At 60.7% G+C, this 25,131-nt stretch carries 25 protein-coding genes; 17 read left to right on the top strand and 8 right to left on the bottom strand.

The annotated features are described in order from the left end of the window. Positions 1–33: 33 nt before the first annotated feature. Entirely contained in the window at positions 34–165 is a 132-nt protein-coding gene (locus tag OKW26_RS21365; RefSeq protein ID WP_429355074.1) for a hypothetical protein, read from the bottom strand. A gap of 299 nt (positions 166–464) precedes the next feature. Between OKW26_RS21365 and OKW26_RS21360 the strand changes: the two genes are divergently transcribed. The 6 genes from OKW26_RS21360 to OKW26_RS21335 all read left to right on the top strand — a co-directional run bounded on the left by OKW26_RS21360 (position 465) and on the right by OKW26_RS21335 (position 8,897). Beyond that, the gene (locus OKW26_RS21360; protein ID WP_429355073.1) at positions 465–860 is read left to right on the top strand and encodes a GAF domain-containing protein; all 396 of its coding nucleotides are present in this window, start codon (positions 465–467) and stop codon (positions 858–860) included. Between the two features lie 275 nt (positions 861–1,135). Continuing rightward, positions 1,136–1,600: a hypothetical protein gene (locus OKW26_RS21355; RefSeq protein ID WP_429355072.1), complete on the top strand. Its 465-nt coding sequence runs from the start codon at positions 1,136–1,138 to the stop codon at positions 1,598–1,600. Continuing rightward, positions 1,600–3,423 carry an alpha-amylase family glycosyl hydrolase gene (locus OKW26_RS21350; RefSeq protein WP_429355071.1) on the top strand — a complete coding sequence of 608 codons (1,824 nt, stop codon included), beginning with the start codon at positions 1,600–1,602 and terminating at the stop codon, positions 3,421–3,423. The genes OKW26_RS21355 and OKW26_RS21350 overlap by 1 nt, the downstream gene beginning before the upstream one ends. Before the next feature lie 10 nt (positions 3,424–3,433). After that, on the top strand, positions 3,434–6,157 hold the full coding sequence (locus OKW26_RS21345; RefSeq protein ID WP_429355070.1) for a lectin-like domain-containing protein: 2,724 nt from the start codon (positions 3,434–3,436) through the stop codon (positions 6,155–6,157). Positions 6,158–6,191: 34 nt separating this feature from the next. Next, on the top strand, positions 6,192–7,961 hold the full coding sequence (locus OKW26_RS21340) for a hypothetical protein (RefSeq protein ID WP_429355069.1): 1,770 nt from the start codon (positions 6,192–6,194) through the stop codon (positions 7,959–7,961). Between the two features lie 156 nt (positions 7,962–8,117). Further along, positions 8,118–8,897, top strand: a complete 780-nt coding sequence (locus tag OKW26_RS21335; protein WP_429355068.1) for a hypothetical protein — start codon at positions 8,118–8,120, stop codon at positions 8,895–8,897. 693 nt (positions 8,898–9,590) lie between these two features. Here the strand turns inward: OKW26_RS21335 and OKW26_RS21330 are convergent. Then, the gene (locus tag OKW26_RS21330; protein ID WP_187620005.1) at positions 9,591–9,836 is read right to left on the bottom strand and encodes a helix-turn-helix domain-containing protein; all 246 of its coding nucleotides are present in this window, start codon (positions 9,834–9,836) and stop codon (positions 9,591–9,593) included. A gap of 465 nt (positions 9,837–10,301) precedes the next feature. On the opposite strand from OKW26_RS21330, the gene OKW26_RS21325 reads away from it, so the two are divergent. The 8 genes from OKW26_RS21325 to OKW26_RS21290 all read left to right on the top strand — a co-directional run bounded on the left by OKW26_RS21325 (position 10,302) and on the right by OKW26_RS21290 (position 14,446). After that, positions 10,302–10,616 carry a hypothetical protein gene (locus OKW26_RS21325; RefSeq protein ID WP_429353502.1) on the top strand — a complete coding sequence of 105 codons (315 nt, stop codon included), beginning with the start codon at positions 10,302–10,304 and terminating at the stop codon, positions 10,614–10,616. A gap of 43 nt (positions 10,617–10,659) precedes the next feature. Continuing rightward, positions 10,660–10,980, top strand: a complete 321-nt coding sequence (locus tag OKW26_RS21320) for a hypothetical protein (RefSeq protein ID WP_429355067.1) — start codon at positions 10,660–10,662, stop codon at positions 10,978–10,980. 68 nt (positions 10,981–11,048) lie between these two features. After that, on the top strand, positions 11,049–11,573 hold the full coding sequence (locus OKW26_RS21315; RefSeq protein WP_429355066.1) for a hypothetical protein: 525 nt from the start codon (positions 11,049–11,051) through the stop codon (positions 11,571–11,573). Then, a complete protein-coding gene (locus tag OKW26_RS21310; RefSeq protein ID WP_429355065.1) occupies positions 11,570–12,520 on the top strand; it encodes a helix-turn-helix domain-containing protein in 951 nt (316 codons plus the stop codon). The genes OKW26_RS21315 and OKW26_RS21310 overlap by 4 nt, the downstream gene beginning before the upstream one ends. Further along, positions 12,510–12,776 (top strand): hypothetical protein, encoded by a 267-nt coding sequence (locus OKW26_RS21305; protein ID WP_429355064.1) that lies wholly within the window; start codon positions 12,510–12,512, stop codon positions 12,774–12,776. Before OKW26_RS21310 ends, OKW26_RS21305 begins: the two co-directional genes overlap by 11 nt. 250 nt (positions 12,777–13,026) lie before the next feature. Further along, positions 13,027–13,464 carry a hypothetical protein gene (locus tag OKW26_RS21300; RefSeq protein ID WP_429355063.1) on the top strand — a complete coding sequence of 146 codons (438 nt, stop codon included), beginning with the start codon at positions 13,027–13,029 and terminating at the stop codon, positions 13,462–13,464. A gap of 388 nt (positions 13,465–13,852) precedes the next feature. Then, positions 13,853–14,104: a hypothetical protein gene (locus tag OKW26_RS21295; RefSeq protein ID WP_090806453.1), complete on the top strand. Its 252-nt coding sequence runs from the start codon at positions 13,853–13,855 to the stop codon at positions 14,102–14,104. A gap of 3 nt (positions 14,105–14,107) precedes the next feature. After that, the gene (locus OKW26_RS21290) at positions 14,108–14,446 is read left to right on the top strand and encodes a hypothetical protein (protein ID WP_429353577.1); all 339 of its coding nucleotides are present in this window, start codon (positions 14,108–14,110) and stop codon (positions 14,444–14,446) included. Positions 14,447–14,937: 491 nt separating this feature from the next. Here the strand turns inward: OKW26_RS21290 and OKW26_RS21285 are convergent, their stop codons facing one another. Both OKW26_RS21285 and OKW26_RS21280 read right to left on the bottom strand, forming a co-directional pair. Beyond that, positions 14,938–15,846, bottom strand: coding sequence for a haloalkane dehalogenase (locus OKW26_RS21285; protein WP_429355062.1), 909 nt, complete (start codon positions 15,844–15,846; stop codon positions 14,938–14,940). After that, positions 15,843–16,433 carry a TetR/AcrR family transcriptional regulator gene (locus OKW26_RS21280; RefSeq protein WP_184040704.1) on the bottom strand — a complete coding sequence of 197 codons (591 nt, stop codon included), beginning with the start codon at positions 16,431–16,433 and terminating at the stop codon, positions 15,843–15,845. The genes OKW26_RS21285 and OKW26_RS21280 overlap by 4 nt, the downstream gene beginning before the upstream one ends. A gap of 952 nt (positions 16,434–17,385) precedes the next feature. On the opposite strand from OKW26_RS21280, the gene OKW26_RS21275 reads away from it, so the two are divergent. The 3 genes from OKW26_RS21275 (at position 17,386) to OKW26_RS21265 (ending at position 21,481) form a co-directional block, all read left to right on the top strand. After that, positions 17,386–18,843 carry an NCS1 family nucleobase:cation symporter-1 gene (locus OKW26_RS21275; protein ID WP_184054383.1) on the top strand — a complete coding sequence of 486 codons (1,458 nt, stop codon included), beginning with the start codon at positions 17,386–17,388 and terminating at the stop codon, positions 18,841–18,843. A 364-nt stretch (positions 18,844–19,207) separates the two neighbouring features. Further along, entirely contained in the window at positions 19,208–19,963 is a 756-nt protein-coding gene (locus OKW26_RS21270; protein WP_429355061.1) for a methyltransferase domain-containing protein, read from the top strand. A gap of 930 nt (positions 19,964–20,893) precedes the next feature. Then, positions 20,894–21,481: a winged helix DNA-binding protein gene (locus OKW26_RS21265; RefSeq protein WP_184012141.1), complete on the top strand. Its 588-nt coding sequence runs from the start codon at positions 20,894–20,896 to the stop codon at positions 21,479–21,481. 71 nt (positions 21,482–21,552) lie between these two features. Here the strand turns inward: OKW26_RS21265 and OKW26_RS21260 are convergent, their stop codons facing one another. The 4 genes from OKW26_RS21260 to OKW26_RS21245 all read right to left on the bottom strand — a co-directional run bounded on the left by OKW26_RS21260 (position 21,553) and on the right by OKW26_RS21245 (position 25,100). Next, a complete protein-coding gene (locus tag OKW26_RS21260; RefSeq protein ID WP_187615623.1) occupies positions 21,553–22,866 on the bottom strand; it encodes a Rieske 2Fe-2S domain-containing protein in 1,314 nt (437 codons plus the stop codon). A 119-nt stretch (positions 22,867–22,985) separates the two neighbouring features. Then, the gene (locus OKW26_RS21255; RefSeq protein ID WP_429355060.1) at positions 22,986–24,341 is read right to left on the bottom strand and encodes a purine-cytosine permease family protein; all 1,356 of its coding nucleotides are present in this window, start codon (positions 24,339–24,341) and stop codon (positions 22,986–22,988) included. Positions 24,342–24,466: 125 nt separating this feature from the next. Beyond that, entirely contained in the window at positions 24,467–24,646 is a 180-nt protein-coding gene (locus OKW26_RS21250; RefSeq protein WP_429355059.1) for a Tar ligand binding domain-containing protein, read from the bottom strand. Between the two features lie 88 nt (positions 24,647–24,734). Further along, positions 24,735–25,100, bottom strand: coding sequence for a BON domain-containing protein (locus OKW26_RS21245; RefSeq protein WP_184023965.1), 366 nt, complete (start codon positions 25,098–25,100; stop codon positions 24,735–24,737). Positions 25,101–25,131: the final 31 nt, after the last annotated feature.

The following is a 25,131-nucleotide window of genomic DNA, read 5'->3' as shown; positions in this document are numbered from 1 at the left end:
TGGGTTGTTGAAGTGGCCAGGTGTCGCACTCTATTAGCCAATTTCAAGCAGCTCGACTGTATCGGCCAGGGTCTGCTGCAGGTTCTCGGGATAATCCGTGCGCTCGGTGAGAATCAGCACCTTGCGTCCCTGCTCAAACTGTTCCCGAATCGCTGTAGCGATCATGTCGTGCGCGACTCGTCAATGCTTCATAGCAAGTCCCTGCGTTCGGGGCAGCCGGAAAACGGTCGTGTTACGAAATTGGAAGCTCGCTTTCCAAACCCGCGCATGTCGCAACCCATTCGGATACCGAAAAAACGCACGATGGTTCGGATCCGCCGCCGAAACTTGCGCAACGACCGCCGTTAAAATAGGTTGCTCACATTTGAAAGCCAATCAATGCAAGTCGCTCCGGCTGCGCGTATTGCGCCAACTAGGGATTCTCGACACCCCCTACGGAAAAAATACTCGATCGACTTACTCGTATGCTCGCGCAGATGTTGAACGTTCCAATAGCGCTTGTCTCGCTGATCGACGAGCATCAGCAGTGGTTCAGGTCGCGAGTCGGACTGGACGTCCGCGAGACCCCGCGTGATATCGCCTTTTGCGCGCATGCACTGCTGGAAGAAGACTTGCTGGTGGTCGAGGATGCTCGCAAGGATCCGCGCTTTTTCGACAACCCGCTCGTCACAGGGCCGATCCATGCCGGAGTGCAACTGAGTTCATCCATCGGTCTCGCGATCGGCACGTTGTGCGCGATAGACACCGCGCCGCGCGTTGTCCTCCGACGCGCGCGCCGCAATGCGCGATCTGGCTTGCACGGTCGAACGCGAACTGATGCGCTCCATCAAGCGGACCTGGAATGCAGTCCGGTCACCTAAAAAAACATCCGCAACTATATTAACTAATCGACTTTGCCGCCTATTTGCACCAGAGTCCTCTGCGGACATTTATTTCATGAAGATTCGCGACATTTTCATGTGGGCGGCACCACAGGCGAGATTGACATTGAACGCAAAACGTCATTAACTTGAAGTCTGCCTCGAGGCGGTATCCCCTTACGCGGGACACGAAGCATAGCTCAAACCACATGTCATGCGCACCAATGGTGAGCTTTACTTCTCTTCTAATCGAAGCTCACCTTCTGAGGTGCATGATGAATGCCACGAGTGCGATGATGCTCGATGCTTTTCGGCTGGGTGGAGACAGTCTGTTGGTCGGTCTGGGTGTTGGATTTGTCGTGTGGCACTTGCACGAGCGTTTCGCGTGGTCCATCGCATTCGGAGCATGCGACGGGGCAGCGAGCCTGCTCGGCGCTGCGTGCCTGCATCATTCAATCGATATCCCGGACCTTGCGTACATTTTTCTGATTGTCTTGATGGTGCCATTAGTTTTGCGCGGCAAACGTTGGGCATTGTGGTTCGCGCCCCTGATCTTCTCATTCGATAACTTTTTCGCATACTCACCACGCGACGAAACTGTCTTCCTCGCGGTGTCGAGTGGCCTGCTCGCGTTCGTAGGAATGTACGGCGCCAGGGCGCTTTCAAGAGCCGTTGGCGTTGTTGTGCGAAAAATTTCCTCGCGACGGTCGATGCTCCTGTCAAAGCACAGGGACGCGTAATGGATCCGCAAATCCTCCTGCAAGGGTTTTATAAGCGCGGGAAGTTCGTTGCAGTCGCAGCGCCCTCAGACCCGCACGATCCGCATGACTCGCCGTGGTGGTGGGATCACTTAGCCGAGAGCGCGATGGACCTCGCGCAGGTGGGCATCACTTCGGTCTGGTTGCCACCAGCTACGAAGGCTGCCCAAGGCAGCCAGGAGGCAGCGCTCGGTTATAGCGTATTCGACGACTACGACATCGGCTCGAAAGATCAAAAGGGTGCGGTCCACACCCGCTATGGCACGCGCGAACAATTGACTCGGCTCGCCGCGATATTGCGAGCCAATGGGCTCAATGTCGTGCTTGATCTGCAACTCAATCATCGCAAAGGCGGCGCGGGCCTCGATGAGATGACGTTCGAATATCGCGACGCGTTCGGCAACAGATCAGGCGGGCGCTTCCCTAAAAACAGGCAATGCTTTCATTCTCGCTATCCCGACAGTCCCGTTCCCAAGAGCTTCGTCCCCGAGATTCCGCAAGACCCCGGGGTTCCGGATGGCATCTGGGAACTGCAGATGAACTCGAACGTGTACTTCGGCCCTGATCTCGCACATATCAACGGCAAGCCTGAGGGTTACGTCTCACAAGGCCTCCTCGCGGCGGTGGAATGGCAGACCCGAGCGGTCGACGCCCAAGCCTATCGGCTGGACCACGTACAAGGGATATCCGTGCTCTATCTGCAAGCGCTCTTGAATGGCAACATCGCAGCGGGTAAATTCGCCGTGGGCGAGTATCGGGACGGCGACCGGGACAAGATCAACGACTGGATCACATCCAACGACTGGATGCGCAATCGCTGCAGCGCGTTCGACTTCCCGCTCTACTTCAAACTGCTGGCGATGTCGAACGATGCGAACTTTGACATGTCGACGCTCGATCACGCCGGGCTCGCAGGCGTGAATCCTTTTCGCGCGGTGACGTTCGTCGAGAATCACGACACCGAATCGCGCCGCGACCTCGTTCCGCGCAATATCCAGCCCGAAGACAAGCCGCTTGCGTATGCGTATATCCTGACCTCCGAGGGACTGCCGTGTGTGTTCTTCAAGGACTACAGTACCGCGCCCGGATGCCTCGGCGACATTCTGCGCCCGGCGCTCGTCAACCTCATGTGGATTCACCAGAACATCGCCGCAGGTCCGACAGAACAGCGATGGAAAAGCCAGGACGTGTTCATGTTCGAGCGCACGGGTGGCCCCGGTCTGCTCGTAGGACTGAACCGCAGCAAGACGCAGGCGCAGCACCTGACGGGCGTCGTCACGAACTTCCGACCTAACACGACACTACATGACTACGCTGGCCATGAGCCCGACATCACGACCGATGGACGAGGGCGCGTGGATGTAACCATTCCTTCCGGCAACAACGGGCAGGGATACGTCTGCTATTCGGTCCCGTCCATCGGGTCACGGAGCGCACCGGCGCCGCAGGATTCTCATCAGGTCTTCGAAGTCGCGGCGGACCTCGATATTCCGTGCGCCGCTGCAGGCAAGATGAGCGACATCACACGCACTTACTGCGAGCACGATACGACGATCGACGGCGTGCTGAGCTTTCATGCCGATGGCTTGACGCCGGACACGACGCTTATGCTTTCGTTATACGGACCGTCCGGTGCAGCGGTCGCTTCCCGGCTTTTCAGGCAGGCCGACACGGGCGCTGTGCCCACCGTAACGGCGACCGAGAAGGGCTTTTACCGCTGGACCATCCAGGCAAACGATTCACGCGCCGACTTTACCTGCCCGTTTAGCCTTGCCGTGCGTTATCGCGCGCCCACGACTCTTTAGGATGGTCGATATGAACGTTCTCATGCAGCGTAATGATTCTGGCCGCTCGGGCGTGAACGCCGCAGAGGACATCCTTACCCCGGGAAATGTCAACGTCAACTCATTCGGACTGGTGCGAAATATTCCGATCGGGCTGGGCTCCATCTACGCCCAGCCGCTTTACGTGGCGCAATTGAGGTTTCCGAATGGTCAGGTTTGCGACACGGTCTTCGTGGCGACCATGGAAAACTACGTCCTGGCGCTCGACGCGGAATCGGGCGCAATTCTCGCGCAAACCCATGTTGACAATAAGCCCGCCGTTGAAACGCACACATGGTTCGGTGCTCAATATAACGACATCGTCAATGCACAAGGCGAGAAGCCGCCGACCATCGGCATCCTGAGCACGCCCGTGATCGATCTTGCGCGTAACGAGCTGTTCCTCGTGCTTTTCACCGTAGACGAGACGAAGGCCAATGCGCTCAATACGTCCGGGGACGAGCGCGCCGCCGCGTTCGAGTACATCCTTTATGCGCTCGACCTCACTACGTTGCAGACCAAACGTTCAGCGGTCATAGGGGGTTCGGTTTCAGGAACGGGCTATGCGTCCTCGGCGCGGGCTGCGGCCACGCCCGATTTCAAGGAAACGCGCATGTCGGTCAGGAACGGTACGGTGCAGGTCACGACGAAAATGGGCAGCAAGGGCGGCCCGCTGGCGATGGTCGCCATCACGGACGCGACGGGGATTCAGTCGCACGATCCGCGCGTTCGTTTCAACGCCATGACGCTGCTACAGCGCCCCGCGTTGCTGCTCGATAACGGCGTGATCTTTATCGCGTTCGGCTCGCGCGGAGACAACGATCCCTGGCATGGCTGGATCTTCGCGTACAACGAGACTGATTTCACTCGCATCGATCTCCTGTGCACCACGCCCAACGGTGCGCAAGGTGGTATCTGGCAGGCCGGGCAGGGGTTGCTCGCCGACGCGCAGCATAATGTGTACGCCGGCACGGGCAACGGCGATTCGAACCAGCCAAAGGGCGTACCTGGCACGCCGAATATGGGCGAAAGCTTTCTCAACCTGCGCGTCACTGACGGCCGTCTGGATGTGGTCGGCTGGTACAACGCCTTCAACGACCTCGACTACCGCGACGCTGCAGGTGGCGACGAAGTGGTGGATAAGGACGACGATCTCGGCGCGTCGGCGCCCGCGTTGCTTCCGGACGGGCGCATCGTCGGCGGCGGCAAGGACGGGTACTTCTACCTGATCGACTCCGACGAGCTCATTGGCGACGCCGCCGCACGTCAGGAACAACCCACTGCGGACCGTGTGGTCCTGCAGTACTTTCTCGCCTCCTTCAACTATGCCCGCGGCACGCGGGGTGTGGCCCAGAACGTCATTCCCGAACCGGACGCGGACGACGTCACCCATCACATTCACGGCTCGCCGGTCGTCTGGCATGGCGACAACAATCACACGCTGGTGTATGTCTGGGGCGAAAATGATGTCACGCGAACCTATCGCTATGCGCTGCGTCCGGCCGGGCAGCCGTTGGGCGGGGGCTTTGCGGACCAGGGCGCGATCGCGGTCGCTCCGCTGATCACGTCGGACTGGCGTCATGTGATACCGGTTCATGGCATCGAAACCGCGCGCGGCATGACCATCGCATCGAACGAATATCCCGGGCGCAATGGCATGCCGGGCGGGTTTCTGTCGCTTTCATGGAATGGCCGCGATCGTGCCAGCGCCATCCTGTGGGGAATCTTTCCGCCTTTCAAGAATGGAAACGTGTTTCGTGTCGAGGGTGAACTGATTGCGTACGATGCATCGAACTTCGATACGCAGTCGAACTTCTCGCGGCTGCAAGCGGTCTGGCGAAGCCGACAGGACCCGGACGTGCGTTTCAAGCTGCCGAAGTTCTGCTGTCCGACCGTCGCGGGCGGAAAGGTATTTGTGCCGTCCGGTGATGGCGCTGTACTGTCCGTCTACGGACTGCGCAACCACGGCGGCGGCTATGACCTGGCGCGCGATGGGCACACCGCAGGCTTTGGGGGCACCGGCGAACTAACGCTAAACGGCACGTCACGCGTGAGTGCCGACAAAAAGATCATCCTGACGGACAACCCCATTCAGCCGAACCCCGGCGCCGACTCCAACGACAGGGTGGGACAAGCATTCATCCCCACCTTCCAGAGCGGTAGCGCATTCTGCACGCAACCGGTCGACGTCACGGATCTGGCGACGCGCTTTACGTTCAGCATGAAGGGGGTGGACCCGATGAACATGGCCGATGGCCTGACCTTCACGATCCAGGCAGCGGGTCCGCGCGCGCTCGGCAGCCCCGGCAGCGGGCTCGGCTACGCGATCGATCCACTTGACACGAGCAACACCGGGGCGCGTATCGCACGCAGTCTCGCGATCACTTTCGACGTGGTGGTCAACAAGTTGAGCCTTTGGCGCGATGGCGCAAATGGCGGACCGTGGATCTACGATCTGGGCGCAAACGGCATCGCACTCAATAGCGCGCATCCGATGCGCGTGAGCCTGACGTTCTCGGGCGCCGCGAAGACGCTCACGCTAAGCATCGAAGACCTCGACAATCCCCAGGCGAAGGTGGGGCCCCTGACGCTTGAGAACATCGACCTCATCGGATTTCTCAAGCTTGGCACGCCTGCGTTGGCCTACATCGGCTTCACGGGTGGGACAGGCGCCAAGAGTGCCGAACAGACCATTCTCGACTGGAGCGTGCCATGATTTACATCACTGACGTTGTGCCGGGAGAGCATTGATGGGCGTCGCCCTTATTGCATGGGGACGATTCACGGAAGGCGGCAACAAGGTGACCGTCCCGTCGCCCACCAGCGATGCCGGTGCGCCGTGGCTTTGGGACTTCATCACGAATGAGGCGGCGACGCTCGCCCGCGCGGGCTTCACGGCAGTGCAACTGCCTCCGGCGAGCAAGGCGCAAGGCGGCGACGGCGCACGCTGCGACGGCTACGGCGTATTCGACATTCGCGACCTCGGCTCCAAGCCGCAACAGGGCAGCACGCCGACTCGCTACGGCGGCGTGGATGCATTGCGCCGGCTGATCGGCACCTGTCATGCCGTCGGCATGGATGTCTATCTCGACATCGTGTTGCATCAATTGATGGGCGAGAACGGCGGCCCGGGCGTGTTCCGTTATCTTGGCGCGGACCAGCGGACACTGAACGGGCGGGGAGCCATGCAGCCGGGATGTTTTAGGGGCGGCACAGGAAACCAGGACCCGATTCCGCCGTTTCGGCCCGAAGACGGCGTGCCGAGCCCGAGCGACGACTTCCCTTTCGGTCGCGAGAAGGTATATCAGAACTGTATTCCGCAGGACTACACCATTCAGGATGCAATCGACTATGGCGACTGGCTCTTCAGAACCACGGACGCGGACGGCATGCGCTTCGACGATGTGAAGGGCACATGGGCGCCGTTCGTTTCGCAATTCATGCGCTCGAAGACGATGGGGTCGAAGTTCGCGTACTCCGAGTTTTTCGACGGAAATCTGGCATGGGTCAACAGCTGGGTCACTCAGGCGCCCATGCAGTCCCGCTCGCTGGTCGAGGACTTTGCGCTGCATTGGGCGCTGCAGGCCGCATGCGACAGCGGCAACGTGGCGGGACTCAATGGTGCGGGATACACGAGCTGGAACCCATACCTCTCATGCAGCTTCGTAGAAAACCCGGACACCGATTCGTCGCCCGGCGAGTCGATCGTCGCGAACAAGCTGCTCGCGTATGCGTTCATTCTCTCGGCAGAAGGATACCCGTTCATCTACGGCAAGGATTACTTCGGAGGCGACGTGTGGAAGGGGGCATATGGTCTCAAGCCGTGGATCGACAATCTGATCTGGATTCACGAGAATCTCGCTTTCGGAGCAACGGTCACGCGTTACCTGCGTGACGTGGCGATCGTACTGAACCGGACGGGCTATCCTGGTCTGCTGACCGCGCTCAATTTCGACACGATGAATGCGTACGCCATCACGTGCGACACGTCGTTCGGACCGAATGTGCGTCTGAAAGACTATACGGGCAAACACGCGGACATCTGGACCGATGCACAGGGACGCGCGAGCTTCACGGTTCCATCGAACGGCTACCAGAGCGGCCGCAGCTATCTGTGCTTCTCGTTGCCAGGATACGCAGCCGGCTTCGAGCCGAAGCCCCGCTCGACGACGCAGAATTTTTCCGGCGCCGACGATCTCGACCTTCCGGCGATGCGAAACGGCGCAGCCAATGTGGCTCGCGTCTACGCGGGCCCCAACAGCAAAATGAGTGCGGTCCTCGCGCCAAACGGCAAAGCGTGGAAGCGGGGAGCATCGATCGTGCTGGAGGCCGTCGGGCAGGACGAGCGCGTGCTCGGACGCAAAACCATCACCTATGGTGAACCGAATACGGCGCTCGATGTCCACACGGCCCGTGGTGGCTGGCAAACATTCCGAACCACCGCTTCGGGTCTCGTTGGCGTCGCGCCGTTCGACCTCAGTGTCAGTTACATGGGTACGCCGGGGCTTTCGGACACTTGATGTTCACGTGTGCGTGTGGCGCGAAAAGCGCGACTCGGGTCAGACAGCAGCGTGCGTCCATCGAAGATTGTCGCGCTGGGCCGGCCCTTAGAGTCGCAAATGTCTCGACCTCGGATCTCCTACAATCATTCGCAGATGCCCGAAAGCGGCGCACTTATGGACATGATCAAAACAGTCCTGAACACGCCCCGGTTGCGGGAGGGGGCGATTGGCGCGTTGGGTATCGCGCTGGGCGCATTGCTTTGCGCTGCGATCGTACATGCGCCTGGCGCATCGTCGGATTGGGCCGCATGGGTGCAGGCCATCGGCTCGATCGCGGCAATCATCGGTGCGTTTGCGATTGCGAACCAGCAGGCAATCGACGCTAGGAAACAGACGCACGAGGCGATGGCTTCGCGAACGAGACATTTACGGCTCGTTCTCAGGGAGATTTTCGCCGCGACAATGGAGCAGATCGAAAACATCAGGGGGATGTGCAGCATGGAGCCGGAGAGGTTCGCACTCTCCAACCGGCATCCAGTCCATACGTTACCCGAACTATCGGCATCGCTACTCACGATTCCCCTAATTGAACTCGAGCTTGCGGATTCTGCCAAGGAAATCGCCATTTTGTTATCGGCAATGAAAACGATCGATGTGGAACTGACGCGGTTCCGTACCTGCAGCGCAAATGTCGGGTTCCGTAGCCGCAACGGAAAGCACCTCAGGCCCCGTAACCGCAGCAAAAGTGACCTGAGGTTCCGTAATCGCAGCGATATAGAGCTGAAAGATGCACATCAGTGGTGCATTGACAGAATCCGAGCGTCGCATGACCTTGCGCAATCTGCGCAAGCCCGCATGAACGCATTGCTGGATCGCGCAGCGGCAGCGCAACCGGGGGGCGCTGGACGAGAAACGAAGGTGCCAGATGATTTAGGGCCGACTGAATTTAGATGACATAGGGGCACGTACACCGGCTTGCCGGCGTGGCTGAGAAAGAGGGCGGGACATTCAACGGATCGGCCAGGCGCGCAGTCTTGCGGATCTCCACAGGCGCTTCGCCGTTGGTGCCGCATCCTGAAGCAGGTCCATGCGGCGGCGCAGAATCCGAACGGTGAGGTCGGCGAGCGGCGTGATACCGCGCGCACACGGGGCACCTACACGGCACAAAACGGTGCGGATCCACGCGCGATTTCTCCTCGATCTGCGGCTCCGAAGGTTTGCAGTGGGCAGGGATTGCTGGCCGCGCGACCGCCGTTCGGGTGCCTCTGATTATCAAAAGATTCTCCGGTTAGGGGCAGTTAAGCCTAGCGCGGGGAGGCTGCCGGCTCGAGCCGATGTAGCAGGACGGCGGGGGCGATGGTCCGATCAATGGGTATTCCTATCAAATTTGACATAAAAGAAAAGAGCGAATTTTATATTTAGTACGCTTAACTAAATAACACAGAGAGCATTCATGTAGAGATGGACGTAAGACATGACCTGAATGTTGTGGCCTGTAGATTTCCCGGCGAGCTTCTTCGCGGCAGCAGGATCGGTGCCGCGTCGTCACTAGCTACTTCTGACGATTGAGGCTCATTTGATGTCTACACGAGACGGGAGGTAAATAGGGCTTCGCTCTGAACTGCAATCGATCGATTCAATTTTGCCTCAAAGACCAGCGCTTTTGAAAAGTTTCGACGGTGGAATGTGTAGGGCGTCAGCAATTCGAATGAGGTTTAGAACAGATAGGTTGCGTTCCCCTCGCTCGATTCGCCCCATATGGCTGCGGTCAATTCCCGTCGCGTGCGCAAGGGCCTCCTGTGAGACACCGAATTCCTGCCGACGAGCGCGAACCGTCGCGCCTATGGCGGCTAGGTGTCCCGCATCGTCCATTTTGACCGATACCCTTTGCATCCCATGATGGTCGCGGTATGATGGCCGTTTGGCCACGGCATTTACGCCCCATTTTTGAGGGCGATGGTCTTTTTACTTTGGGTCACGTTTCTAATGTCGGGTTGAAAGCGTCCTCCGCCTCAGTCGGCAACGGCTGGCGCAGTGCGGGCGTGGCGGCGAGCGTAGACGCGGGATAAGTGAATAAGGTGGCGGGAATTTTGTCGGTCGTCTGTCTGTGGGTTCTTTTTCGTCGACTCTTGTCGCGAAGACCACATGCTCGGCGAGCAGTTCGTTGGTAATGAAAGCGTTTGAGGTCGTAGCTGTATGTTTGTAACAAGCGAAATTAACCGTGTGCCTGCGTTGAACGTGCCTTTCGGCGGCTTGCCAGGCAGGGGCGTATGGTCAGCGGTTCAGCAACTGTTACCGCGGGACGTCCTGATTCTCAGGGTGTCGCGGGCGCGCTCGCGGGCCGTCCCGACGATCGTGATGCTGGACCTGCCCGCAACCGCTGCGACGCTCGAGCAGTTCGTCGGAGGGGATGTCGTTCTGCGCGACGCGGCCGTACTGAGTACGCGGCTGGCACGGGAGGTCGGCCAGTGGACGCTCGAACCGCTTTGCGAGATCCGGGTGGGCGCAACCGAGTACGAACATCGCGGCCAGGGCAAGCAACTGCTCACGGTGACCCGGTTCACGACCGCTGCGGGGCGGACGTTGTCGGTGCCGTATGCGCTGGCGACACAGCCCGCGCGCGGCAGGCGGCTCTGGCGCGCGAAGGCGCCAGCCGCACCGGCTAGTGCCTAATCCTGGCTCGAAGGGCGATGCACCGGTGAGGAGAGGGGGCGCCGTGATAATCCGCCTTATCGCGGCCAGCGCACCACCGGCGCATCGGCTGCGGCTTCAAACAGGGATCGGCATGAGCAGACGCAGGCGGGCGATCGAGCTTCCAGACGAAACCGCCGAAGCGCTGCGCGCGCGGCTGCGGCGCTTCGTGCGTGCGAGCCGCGACGAGTCGACCGGGGCCGTCCCGCTCCCGTTTCCCGCACACGTGACGGTGCTCGCCGGGCCGCTGCGGCGGATCCGCGGCGCGCGCGAACCCCGCATGGTGTCGGGGCCGGAGGTGCGGGCCGGGTCAGACGCGCGCAGGGAGGACGGCGACGAACCCTGATCAGCCTCGGGCGGGTTCGCGCTGGATGACACAGGGTGAGCCGACGGCAAAATGACGAAGTAACGGACATGACGGATACACACTTTCACGGCGCAATGCGGTGGCCACTGCCGGCTGAACCCGAGCCGCAGGCCGGCTGGAACAACCGGTATTTCCTCGACACGGAATTCACCGACTTCCGGCAGTGCCAGCTGCTCAGTCTCGCCCTCGTGGGCGAGAACGGGTACGAGTTCTACGGCGAGCGGACCGATTTCGATCCGGCGTGGTGCAGCGACTTTGTCCGTGCCGTGGTACTGCCGCAGCTCGGCCAGTCCGAGGGGCGCGCGATGCCGTTCGCAGCGCTGCGCGAGGCACTGCGCGCATGGCTCGTGGCGGTGCCGGGCGACTCCGGGCCGGTGCTGTGCTACGACTACGAGACGGACCTGGCCCTGTTGCGGTTCCTGCTGGGCGGCCCGCTGCCGCGCGGCTGGCGGCTCGTGAACATCGCCGGCACGCGCAATCCGGAGCGGCGCGCCGCCTACTATGCCCGCCATGGCAGCGAGCACCATGCGCTGCATGACGCGCGCGCCAATGCCTATGCGTGCACCGGATGAAGTCGGGAGACCGCCGGCCGGGCCGTCGTCCGGTTTCCGGACGGGTGGACGCATTTCTTCGCTCAAACAGAAACAGCCTCATGAAGGGGATCAGGATGGCCGGGTCGCGTGAGTGGATGCCACGATCCGAGGTGCCGCGGATAGCCCAGCGCCTGCGGACTCGACGCAAGGCGTCAGGGATGACACAACGCGATCTCGCGGTGAGGGCGGGGGTTGCGAGAGTGACCCTGCAGCGCTGGGAGAAGGGAAGGTGGCCGCGCACCGTCGCCGCCGCCACCGTGGACGCGCTGGAGGCGGCCCTGCAGGTGCCGCCGGGCTGGCTGCTCGGTCCTGGGACGCAACCGTTGCCGGACCCCGGGTTGCCTGCGGCGGATGCCGCCGCCCGCGCAGACGGCGATCCCCAGTCACGGATCCCCACCGCCCGGTGCTGCGAGATCGGCCCCCACGCGCGGCGGCTGCGCAGTGAACTGGGCCTGTGCGTTGCGGAGGTGGCGCGCGCCTGTCACGTGTCCGATGCCACGCTGTTGCGGTGGGAACAGGGGACGTTTCCGAAGGCGCTCACCGTGGCGCGCCTTCGCGGCTGGGAGCGCGCCCTGCTGCTCGCGCCCGGGCAACTGCTGGCGCCGCCGGCGTCGCATCCCGGGGTAGGCGATGGCCGCTGGCGCGTGACGATCGGCACTGAAACGCTCGAGGCTGCCATCCATCGCGTCGCGGCGTGCCTCGCCACCCGCGGACGCAACCTGCTCCAACCGGAGCAGCCGCTCGATGCAAAGGCCGCGCGCGATGCCGACCTGCTGGCCCACCGCTATGGGGTGGGCGCGCATCGGCGGCCACTGGTCGACCTCGGCCGTCTCATACGGGATCGATCCGTCGCACGCCCGCCAGACCGTGGCGCGCATGGTCGCGCGGGCAGCCGGGTTCGCCTTCAGGATTCCGGTGCTCGATGACATGCTGGCGGTGGACGCGGCGGGCTTTTCGTTCACGACCGCCGTTGCCGATGGTCGCATGCGTGACCTGCTGGGGCCCTCGCTGTCCATGGAACGCGCTGCGGCATTCGCCGGCGAAATACTGTCCCGGCGGATCACCGGTGCGGAACCTGGCAAGGCGGTGGCCGGCACCCGCAGGCCGGCGAAAGCGGCGAACCTTTCGCTGGCCGCGGACGTCGTCTGTATTGCGATGGAACATCGCCTCGACAGGTCGTAAGCGGCCCAACGGGGTGTACGCAGCGTCGCGCCCGGGCGGCAGGGCGGGGTATCGCGGAAGGGAGCAGCGGGGGCTTCCACTCGACGGGTACTGGAAGTTCTGACGGATCGTTCTGCTGTCCGGGCGGAGCCACCGGGACGGCCTGATTTGCTGGGGGGCAGGCGATCGCGGCGCAGGTTCGGGACCCCGACGCGATGCGCGCCCGCGCAACTGCGGCACCGGATGAGACAAACACCAGAAGGACAAGCGAATGCTTCGGGTCACCATTGAATTGCTGCCCGGTGGACGGGAAGACGGAAAGCGGGTCATCGCGACGGCGGACATTGCGCGCGTGAGGTCCGGGGCTCTTGCGGACTACAGGGTGGCCCTGGACGATGCGGTGCTCCGGCAGGTCGGCGAGCGGGCCACGGTGCGCGGCTATCCGAGATGGGCGGGCAGCGTATGGGATCTCGTTGCGCGCTGTGTTGCCGCTGCGCTGAATCAGGGCCGCGAAGCCCTGCCACCGCGACCCGCGTCACCGAGGGTGACGGTTCACGTGAATGACGCAGGCTACCGTTACGTGCGTCTGGATGAGATTCCCGAGCCGGCCAGAACGTACTTTGATAGGAAACTGGCCGGTTCGGGCATTCCTGACCACGGCTGTGCCTTTGCGCACGACTGGTTCGACTTTCTCAACGGCCAGCGCTGATGCCAGAGCGGTGCGCCGTGCTTTGTAGCAAGTTGCAGCCTCGCGCACAACATGTCGATCAGATCGAACCAGCCGTCGCCGCACTCGACATCCGACAGGGAGAAAACCGTTGGGATGGCATCCAGATCATCAGCGACTGTCGGGTTGACGTCGAAGATGAGCGGGTATTTTGCCCGCAGGATGCCTGACAGTCAGATCCGCTGCTTCATCCGGAAGAAGGGATAAGGCCGGAGCACCCGCGAACCTTTCTGGCCAACCGGGATCGCATGATGAACAGTGAAATGAGAGGCGGCTGTCAGTGACGCCGCGGACCGCATCCAGTATCTGCAGCGATTGGCCGCCGACAATCAGGGCATCGGCTAAACGCTCGCAAAAGGGACAGGGATTCATGAGTACCAGGAACCACATCAGGTATCAGGCGAAAGAGGGTGATCAGCCCGGCTGGGATCTCTACACCGAGATTCTTGAGCCGGACGACGTCGTGTATCTCGAGCTCGACGGTGTAGCCGCTGAGGTCACGATGCTCGGCAACATGGAGCGCGGCCCGGGCGCGGTGCTGTTGCGCCTGCCGGTCGACACCGCGAAGCAGCTTGGTCTGGTGCCGCCCGACTGGGAAAACTCGGACTGGGGAAAAGGATAGGCCATGCGCGAATACCGGGACAGGACGGTGCAGGAGGTCGCGGCCTGCACATGCGACCGCTGCGGCCGGCGCATGACGCCCGTTGACGACCAGTGGGAGTGGTACGAAAAGATGTCGCTCGATTGGCGTGGCGGCTTTGGCTCGATTTTCGGCGACGGCGCCCATGTGAGCCTTGACCTTTGCCAGCAGTGTGTCCGCGATACGCTGGGGCGTTGGCTTCGCGTCGATCCGCCGTCCGGACCGGATGGCTCAATGCAAGCCCTGAAGGGCGTCGTGCCCCGACCCAATGCGCCGGTATCTGTCGACAGGATGAATCCCTGGGAATTTCACGAGCGCGACTAGAGGGCTTACCGCCCCATGCGGCTCCGCGCGTCGCTCAGACTGCCGATCATGGATTGCCGTTTCTCACGGGGCATCCCGAACTCACCGTCGCGACACTCAGGCGGCTCGTTACCTTCGGTTGAACAAGTTTGCCTTATCGCTGAACGAGTCTTGTCGACCGCATCGCCGCCGGTGCGACGTTGGGAGTTCAAGCGCAGGTAACAAGATGGACCGGTCGTTCATGACGGCGCCTCAGAGGCAGCAGCTCGGCCATTGCCGACGTTGGGGCGGTCTGGGTCGTGCGTCAGCAATGTCGCGGATTGCTGACGGTGGCGGCATCGAGCAACCCGACGGCAGCTTCCTGCATCAGCGAATTCACACTCCCGACCCGGAGCGCTCTCTCGCACTTTGGCGGCGAATGTCCGCTGAGCTTCCACGGACCGGACGCTCACAGACGACGGTCCTTATCCGCTCATCGGCTTTTCATTCCGGCCCGCGCATCAGAGGAATGCCTATAATGTCAGCCTTTGTTTTGGGCTGGAGCCTACTCCCAGTCCGACTAGCCACTCATTGATAGTGGCGCCGATGACCTCAGGATGATCCTCCTGCAAGTAGTGAATTCCAGCGCCAAGCTCAACTACTCTGCAGTCCTTAAGTTTTTTCGAAAAACTCTCGGCGACGGTCGGCGAGACCAGAGAGCCTGGATTTGCGGTGAAAAGCAGCTTCGGATAAGACGACTGTGCTAGAGCACGATGTGCGTTCTCCAAGGTTAAGTACACATCCGCCGGTTCTCCAGCGATCGGCAGTTCATTCGGGAAACGCCAGGTTGGTCGACGCGACTCGGGAGTTGGAAATGGTGCTCTGTAAACCGACATTTCCTCATCCGTCAGTTTTCGTACGGTTGCAGCGGGAAGAACCTGCTCTACGAATGCATTTCCTTCAAGAATCATTTTTTCACCCACGCCAGGCGTCCTGAACTTCTGAAAGGTTTCGCGTGCATCCGCGTGAAAATCCTCCCAGGTAGGCATTGGCCAGGTGAACTCCATAAAAGCAAGCCCACGGATAAACTCCGGCCTTCGGGCAGCCAGGTGAAATGCCAGTGCGGTTCCCCAGTCCTGCGCTATGACAAATGTTGACGAGATTCCAGCGTTATCGAGGAACGCATCCAGGTATCGAACATGATCCGCAAACCGATACGCAATGTCCGGTTTTCCCGATTGACCAAACCCGATGAGATCCGGCGCGATGCAGTACGCCACGGGTGAGACCAGGGGAATGATGTTCCGCCATATGTACGACGACGTTGGGTTTCCGTGCAGAAAAAGCGCGACCGGTGCTTCGGGATTTCCCGCTTCCCGATAGGCCATGGTGGAACCCAGCACATTCACTCGCGGCAATACAACGTCAGAAAGGACGATCATTTCTGCTCCTTGAATATGGTTTGGAAAACGATGTTCTTGAAGCGATCGAGGGCGGCAGGGCCGCGTTCCACCTTCATGCGAAGAATTGCGCCTTCCCAGGAAGCCAGGAGAAATTCGGCGAGATCCACCGGATCGAACGTTGAATCGATTTCACCGGCGGCTTGAGCCTCGGCGATGCACGAGGCAAATGGAGCACGCCATTCTTGGAATATCGCCTCGAGCCTTTCGCGCAAGAGCTCGCTTTGAGAGGCGGTCTCAAGACTGAAATCGCCGATCAGGCAACCGCGATTCCATTTGTCGTCTGCCAGCACGCGGCTGATGATGTCCAGATACCGCTTCAGTCGCTGCCGGGGAGTAAGTGACTTGTCGTTCAAAGCCTCTTTGACTAATCCCTTGGTGTGAGCAAAATAGCGGTCCAGCACTTCCTCCGCAAACGCCTCCTTGGAGCGGAAGTGATTGGTGAAGGAGCCGTGCGGAGCACCTGCCGCTGCGCAGATATCGCGCACACTCGCCCCTTCGTATCCCGACCGAAGCATCACCTGGAGGCCGGCAGCGAGAATGTCTTCGCGAAATGATGGTTTGCTCATAATAGGAATACAGTCGTACGTATTCCAGTACAATACAGTCGTGCGTATTTACGTGTCAAGTTCTAATTTAACCGCCCGGAGCCTGCCCATTGCATGTACCGTCGTCGCCTGGATGGAGCCGCATTAATTTGACCGGCAGCTACGCGTGGCACGGCTAGCGGGGCTTCCGGCCGTAGCAGACGATAGATCGGGCACGCCAAAGCCTTAGCAGTGGCAAGGATTCGTACAAATTGGCCGGATAAGCCGCACCTTCATCTCCAAGACGATTGGCTTATCGACGCCCGTTTGTCAGCCGTGGAACGGGCATTGCGAAATCCTGAGCTTCGTCTCAACCAGAGAGTCAGCCAGGGCTGAGGAGTGGCTTCCATTACGGGATCAAACGGCGGCTCGGCAACTCTTGAGCAGACATTCGCCAATGAATTGCGGAGGACCGTAGATGGCCGAACCCGGTCCGACAGCAAACTTCGGTGAGGGGGCTGAGCATCGCCGGTTGCGTTCGGCGGCACCCATCCACTTCTGCCATTTGAGATCGCATCTGAACTGACGAACGCCAGCTGTCGCCCGATGCGGGACCATCGGAGGTCAATCGAACACGGCATTTGAATCGGGCTGCCCTCACATCGAACCCTTCGACGAGGGGCCTCCGGCCATCTCCACATCAACGGCCCCACAGATTGCGAGCGGGACGCCGCAACGGTAAGCGTCGCGCAATTTTATTGATTTACGCGGTCATACGGACAACAACGACCAACTTGCGATTGCGCTCATTGTGCGTGGGATCGCAGGGTTGGTTTGCGCCGGCATGCACTCGATCAGGGTTAACCCATTCAGAGCTGTGCCGCAAAGTACATACAGTTCTTGCATACGAGCTTGCTTTAGACGCGGGGGCATCGCGGCCCAAGGTCGTCTGGCGGTGTTTCCTCAGTTCCACGAAATCCAAAGGAGATGACAGATGGAAATCCGCAACCCTTCCCCCGGCCTCTACAACGAAGATCTCGCACCTGCCAGGGTGCGCAACTGGGGTGCCTTCAGCATTTTCAACGTCTGGACCTCGGACGTGCACAGCCTCTGGGGCTACTACCTCGCCGCCAGCCTGTTCTTGCTGTGCGGCAGCTTTACCAACTTTGTGCTGGCGATCGGGCTCGGCTCACTCGTGATCTTCGCGCTGATGAATCTGATCGGCTACGCCGGCGAGAAGACCGGCGTGCCATACCCGGTGCTGGCGCGCGCCTCTTTCGGCGTGTGGGGCGCCAACTTCGCCGCGCTGGTGCGCGCCGTGGTGGCCTGCTTCTGGTACGGCGCGCAGACGGCAGCGGCTTCGAGCGCGATAGTCGCGCTGTTGATCCGCAGCACCAGCCTGATGGAGTTCCACAAGGGCACACACTTCCTCGGCCATTCGGTGCTGGAAGTGATCTGCTACTTCATCGTCTGGGCGCTGCAGCTGCTCATCATTCAGAAGGGCATGGAAACGGTGCGCAAATTCCAGGACCTGGCCGGCCCGGCGGTGTGGATCGCGATGCTGATCCTGGCGATCGGCCTGTGCGTCAAGGCCGGCGGCTTTTCGTTCGAGCATGGCATTCCGATGGACGCGCTGCTCGAGAAGACCAAGGACGCCGGCGTCAGCGGCGAGCCCGGGTCGTTCTGGGCGCTGATGGCCGTGGGCGCGACCTGGATCACCTACTTCGCGGCGCTGTACCTGAACTTTTGCGACTTCTCGCGCTATGCGAAAAACCGCGACGCAGTCAAGAAAGGAAATCTGTGGGGCCTGCCGGTCAACCTGATTGCGTTCTCGCTGGTCGCCGGCGTCACCACCATCGCCGCCTTCAGGGTGTACGGCGAAGTGCTGCTGCACCCCGAGCAGATATCAGCCAAGTTCGACAGCTGGATACTGGCACTCATCGCGGCGGTGACCTTCGCAGTCGCCACGCTAGGCATCAACGTGGTGGCCAATTTCGTCTCGGCGGCGTTCGACATCTCCAACACGTTCCCCAGGCAGATCAGCTTCAAGAAGGGCGGTTTCATCGCTGCAGCCATCGCGCTGGTGCTCTACCCGTTTGCGCCGTGGGAAGGCAACGCCGCGCACTTCGTCAACGCCATCGGCGCCACGATGGGCCCGCTGCTGGGGATCATCCTGGTGGACTACTATCTGGTGGCCAAGGGGAACATCAACGTCGCGGCGCTCTACCAGGAGCACGGCGAGTATCGCTACGAAGGCGGCTGGAACGTCAACGCGCTGGCCGCGGCGGCGGTCGGCAGCGTGTTTTCGACCTTCCTGCCCAACTTCACCAACCTGCTGCCGGCCTGGTGGAATACGTATGGCTGGTTCTTCGGCGTAGTGATCGGCGGCGGCATTTACCTGATCATGGCGACGCTGCGGCCGCGTACCGCGATCGCCCCTACCCGCGTTTAAGGGTCTTTCCATCCCGATCAGGTAGGGTCAAGCACCGGCGCGGCACCGTCGGGTGCCTCCCGGAAGCGGGCGGTCGGTCACGATAGCCGCGTGCGGCTCGCGAATCGTAGATTTGGCCGACGATCCGCCTGATGGCATCGTTCAAAGAGGGGCACTTTCGGCCAGGAACGGCCCTCCGGACGCAACGAAGTTTGGACGTTCAGGTGACCGTTGCTCCTCGGAGGCGGTCATTGAGCAGCGGTTCGCGAACGGGCGCTGCTCGCCCTCATGCGGAATCTGGTAGGCTGACGGCCGTCTTGCTGGCTGCCTTGGAGATACGCGCTGGCAGCGACCTCCTTCTTCGAACTGAAACGGACCGACCGCAATGACAATCGCCAAAGCTGATTTCACTTCACGTCTCGTCGTCGATGCGGGGATTCGCGCGGGAATGAAAGTTCTCGATGTCGGCTGCGGGTCCGGTGACGTAGCATTTCTTCTGGCACAGCTGGTCGGCGCGAGCGGCACTATCGTAGGCGTCGATCATGACCCGAGCGCGCTCGCCGTCGCTCGGCAGCGGACTGTTGCCGATGGGGCGGCCATACCGACGTTCGTCCAGTGCGAACTGCTCGAACTGCCCGAATCTCTTGGTCTATTCGACGCCATCGTCGGACGGCGGGTGCTGATGTATCAGGCGGACGCAGTGGAAGCGGTGCGCGTTCTTACACGAAACTTGCGTCCGGGTGGGATCATCCTGTTTCAGGAGCATGACACGACAATGGTGCCCGCGAGTCTCGACGCCTTTCCGCTGCACCGGCAGGTCACGGGTTGGATTCAGGGAATGATTGAGCGCGAGGGCGCCGATCTGCACGTCGGGTTCAATCTTCATCGCAACTTGACGCAAGCGGGTCTCGTGGTTGAAGAGGTCCGCGCTGAATGTCTGTTACAAACACCCGATCGCCCGTACGGCCTCGGCCACATCGTACGGGCATGTTTGCCGCGTATCGTGGCGCACGGGGTTGCGACGGCCGACGAGATCGGCATCGAAACGCTACAGGGACGATTGGACGCGGAGCGTGTCGAGTCCTCTGGAATCTATGTCGGCGACATGGCGTTCGGAGCGTGGGCGCACAAACCTTTGTAAACCCGAAACGGTGAAGGTCATCGGCTTTCTTCTGCGGCGGACGTCTGCTTCGGTATCGATAGCGGCAGGTGCGGGACTGTCGGCACGACAGGCCGCTTGGGGTCGAGAGTGTGAGTTCGCTGATGCGGAAAGCTGCCGTAGGGTTGCTCGATGCTGCCACCGTCAGGAGTCCGCCATATTGCCGACGTAGAAACCAGAGCGCGCCAATGTCGGCATTGGCCGGCAAGCGCGCGTCGCGCATCGGGCGGGTTTCGAAGTGGAGCAGCCGTTCAAGTGACAACTGCATAGCGCAGGCGAACGGCAGAAAGTGGCCGGCTGTACGCATTCGGCCGGGTTGACTGTAAGCTGCCATCCAAAAGACCCCGCGTAGGCCAGCGGCAGCGTTGCGGCACTGCAACTCAGCAGGTGCAGTCGGCCATGAACGGTTCCATCGAACTATTGCATCAACCGGTTGACTCCGCTTCGAGAAGCGGTCTTTCGAACGCCATCGTCCGGGAGAAATCCTTTCTCGCGAGACGTTGCGCGGCGCGACCGTACCTAGGTGATACGCAATACCGTGGAGTTGGACTACGCAAAGCGTTCGCGTTCGCGTGCGCCTGATCTGTGTCCGGAACTTTCCATGGACTTTCAGCTGCGCGGTGATGCGCCCGCCGGGCAAGAGCACGAAAATCAATCGCCAGATCCAGATCCAACCTGACATTCAGGTTACGCATCCAACGCCAAGGCACCCGGACTTCGGCAGATTATTTTCGAATATTGGTAGATTATCCAGTGTTCTTCAATATATTGTCGATTGACAATCGACTTCGTGCACCCACCGCGGCAGGTAGCCACCGACTTGAAACTGCCTCGCGATGCCGGTGCTGAACGGTGGCCCGACCAACCGGGCCGCACTCCCCTATCGACAAACTTTGATAAGCGAGTCAAGCAATGGAACCCAGGTTCTACCGATCGTGGCATCTCGCAAAATCCGACGCCGAGTTCAAGATCGCGGAGTTCGAGTGGTCACTGATTCGTTTTTACGAGTCCTTCACCCGCTTCGTTCTGGCAACAGGCGTCGTTACGATCACAGCGAACGTCGAACTCAAACATCAGGAGCACGTGATCCTTCACGTCATTCGTATGCAGGACCGTCCAAAGACCAGCGCAATGATCGGACGATTGATGAACCGCGACGATATTCCCAACATCCAGTACAGCCTGAGAAAGCTGGAAGCCGCCGGGTTGATCGAAAAGCTACAGGACACGAGCAGCAAGACCTACCTGTATTGTGCGAGCGATCTGGGGATCCGATTGACGGACGAGTACTACAAGGTCCGAAAAGAGATACTGGTCCAGCGCCTCGGGGAAATCAGCGACACAGAGGAGAAATTCGAGCGCTACGCGCGCTTCATGTCTCTGCTTACCGGGATCTACGATGAAGCTGCTCGCGACGCCGCCACCATCACACCGCAGACTGAAAAAAGTGTGACAGCCACCGAATCGGCGCAAAGCGTGACAAAGCAAAAGGAAGCCTGAATCGGGTCTTATTTGACGAAAATAACCCCTCCCCCGGCGCAAAGTCCGAGGAGAGAGGTAGCAGGGGCGGATCAGTCTTCGATCTGCTCGGTCTTGTAGGTCATCCGCTTGCCGTCCGCAGCGCGCTTGAAGCGCAGGCTGCTGTCCTTTCGCGCGCCCGGCACGCCGCGCCCCGGTTTCGCGATGCCGCGATTCCAGCGCGAAGCAACCTTGCGCCAGGTGATGGCCGAGATGTCCGTTGCGACCATCTGCTCGCTCTCCCATCCGGTGCCGTCACCGTAGAAGTCTTCCATCGACTCCCGTGCGTAGATATCGCAGTCGTTGAAGCCATGCAGTGCCAGCGGCTCATAGACACGCTCGTAGCGATATTTGTGCGCCTCCAGTTCCTCCGGCGTGTTGCAGATGCGCACGATCACCTCCCAATACTCATGCGTGTCGTCGGTAATCGGCACGAACCACTCCAGCTGGGTCATATGTTCGCCCGGCCAGTTCTCGACCGCCACGAGTCCAGGCAACACGATCGAAGTCCGATAGGGGCGGCCTACGAGTCCAGGCACTTTCAGTCCCAGTTCCTTGTTTTCCAGCACCGGTTGCCACTTGTCAGTGCCGAGCCACTGCAGCATGCCCTTGGGACCGTCAGGGTCTTCGAGGGTCTCGACGCAGTCTTCGCCGCTCGGCAGCAGGCCAAGCGGAAGGACCCATTCCATCGCGTGAATGATGCTGTTGTCCTTGTGCAGCAGCAGATGAGCGTTGTCGATGCCGTTCTCGCACGCAATGCGCCAGTTCGTGAAGCCGATGCGATGAATGCCCATCGCCACCGCGTTCTCGTCGAGCAGACTGGGCACGGCCGGCCACAGCGGATGCGGGTAGCGGTCGCTTTGCTTCGGAAAGCGCACCGGCAGATCCTGTTCGAGCGACGGAACGTCCTCAAGCGGGAAATCGTCGTCGCGCACGAAGACGAAGATCATGCCCGCGACTTCGTGCACCGGATAGCTCGTAATGCCGACCGTGCCGATCAGCTTGTCCTCGGGGTTCGCGATGATGGTCGCAAGCTTGCCCGTTTCAAGGTCGAACGTGAAGCCGTGATACCAGCACGATATCGTCTTCTTGTTGAAGCACATCGGCTTTTCGGAAAGGCGAACGCCACGGTGCAGACATTGATCCTTGAGCGCATGAACCTTGCCGTTCGCGCGCCTCAATACAATCGGAATCCCGCATATCTGCACGCCTTCCACCTGGTCCTCCGTCAGTTCGTGGCTGAAAAGCGCCGGATACCAGTGATTGACGAAGCCCCACGCAGCGTCCTTATAGGGCTGGTATTGACTCGATGTACCACTATTGCCGCCACTCACCGTGCGGCGGCGGACGATCGTCGGGTCTGACATTACTTCGCTCCATGATGAAATCGGGCGCCGCGGACTTGCCGTTCGCACGGCCCCGTTGACCAAATCAGTGCGTAGGCCAGCCTGCAATGCCTGGCCGTTATCGAAGCCAAATAGGTGAATTACGTCGTGACGGAGATGGAGCGCTTGCCATGCATCGACACCATCAGGTACGCGGCGACCGAAACCACAAACGTTGCCGGCGCGGAAAACGTATGGAGCGATTCCGGTCCGCTCATCACGCCAATGCCCGCCGCGACGCCGACAAACCACGAAATCAGTCCGCCGGAGTTGAAGATCGGCACGTTGCGCAATGTCGATTCGAGTGCGTCGTCGGAAGTCCGCTCCGACTTGTGCGACAGGATATGGGCGAGCGCCACCGCCACCCACGCGACGACGAACACTCCTTGATAGGCGAGTGCGAGGAGCAGTTTCGAGAAGATGCCGGACAGCATCAGCGCGTACACGATCACGCCGACGACGATCGTCCAGACAAATTTCGGCAGCTTCAGACCGAGGCCTGCTTCGAACAGTGCCTGCGTATTGATGGTCGCGAGATAGTAGTTGGCGGTGTTGATGCGAGTCTGCGTGACGACGAGGAAGCCGAGTCCCCAGAGTCCCATCAACTTGAGCAGCGCGAGCACGACCGATACCTCGGACAGCGCGCCTTGTCCGGGGATCGTGCTGACGAGATAAATCCCGATCACGCCGTTGACGATAAACGTAACAAACCAGAACGGCATGCCGAAGTTGATCACGCTGTGATAGCGGACGTCCTGCTTCTTGCCGAAGCGCGCGAAGTCGAAAGCGGCGAGCATGAACAGCCACACGCCCATGTAGTAGACGAAGCAGTCCCACCAGCCGTTCGACACGACTGCCCCCTTCGTCTCGCCGAAATGCATCCAGGCCGAGCTGTAGCCGTGCGTGGACGTCGCCACTACCACAGCCGCGATCAGGCCGGCCGCGTAGAACGGCAGAAGCACGCCGTTGAGCTTGTCGAGCCAGTTCTGCACGCTGCCGAAAACGAGCGGCACGCTATAGGCGACCACGATCAGGCAAGCCAGTGGATAGGAAACGGATGGAAAAAGACTGTTCAGCGCGACCGCGATAACGGAACTCTCGAAGACGGCATAGTAGATGACGGTTGCCGCGAATATCAGCGTTGCCAATGCGGCGCCCGCACTGCCGAACAGCACGCGGGAGAAAAGCGACACGGAAAGACCCGTGCGGATCGCATAGTTCGTCAGCACGTAGTTCACGGCCGAATAAACGACCACGGACATCACCATCCCGATCAGCGCATTGGTCGTGCCGTAATAAAGCGCCAGCGTCGCGCCGATGATCAGATACACCATCGCGCTGCAGAGCCCCCACCAGGCCATGGTGAGCGCGAACTTAGGCATGCGCGAACTCTCCGGCACCCTGATGGTCGAGACATCGACTTCATCTTGCTGCGTCAATTCAATCGTGCTAGGCATGACTCTCTCCAAACGTTCCGCCATTCGGCGGACAATTAGTTAGTAAAGCAAACTGAAGTACATGAGGCTGATTCAACTTCGCTTTGGCCCCTCCACCGAACGGCTTTCTCCAACGCCGTCAAGCGTCAACCCAAACCGCCGCCGGCGCTTCCACGCTGAATGTAGACACGACCCGGGCCCGCTTTCAACGACGCGTTCACCCGGCCAATACTGCTCAGGCCGAGCATGCCTGTCCCGGTCAGGAGCAGACACAGGAAAGCCATCGCGATGGTCAATCGCGACTTGATGGTGATGCCGTCAAACATGCACGTCCTTCTTTTGGCTGATTCCGTATTGATTCGTCGTCCCGGGCGCGATCGTTCAACGTCCAATTGCTCGCGCCGGGACGACGTCTCACTGTCCCACCGGTCGTATGGTCAACTGGTTGTTCACCGACACGACACCGGGCACACCTTGGGCCGTGCGCAACGCAAGCTGGAGTTGGGACTGCTCCGGCACCCACCCCTGCAAGGTGAGCGCGCCGTCGTTCGCGCGTACTGCAATGCCCGACGCGTTGAGGCCCTTGGTGTGAGCCAGCGCGCGGCGCACTTTCTTCTGCAGTTGCCGGTTCGCCGCGCGCGTCGCGCTTTTGCTCTGGTCCGAAGCCGCGCTCGCGGCCGGCGTCGAAGCCGTTCCACCGCCGCCCTGAGCATTCGCACCGAAGGCAATCAGCGCGATAAGCGCGCCGCCGATATACCGTGCTGCACGATTCGATCTCATCGTTCTTTCTCCTTGTGTCCCGTGAGCCTGA

This window comes from Paraburkholderia sp. 32 (assembly GCF_050435345.1).
GTDB classification, from domain to species: Bacteria; Pseudomonadota; Gammaproteobacteria; order Burkholderiales; family Burkholderiaceae; genus Paraburkholderia; species Paraburkholderia tuberum.
The sequence above is the reverse complement of the archived record's forward strand: the minus strand, read 5'-3'. Positions and strand labels throughout refer to the sequence as shown.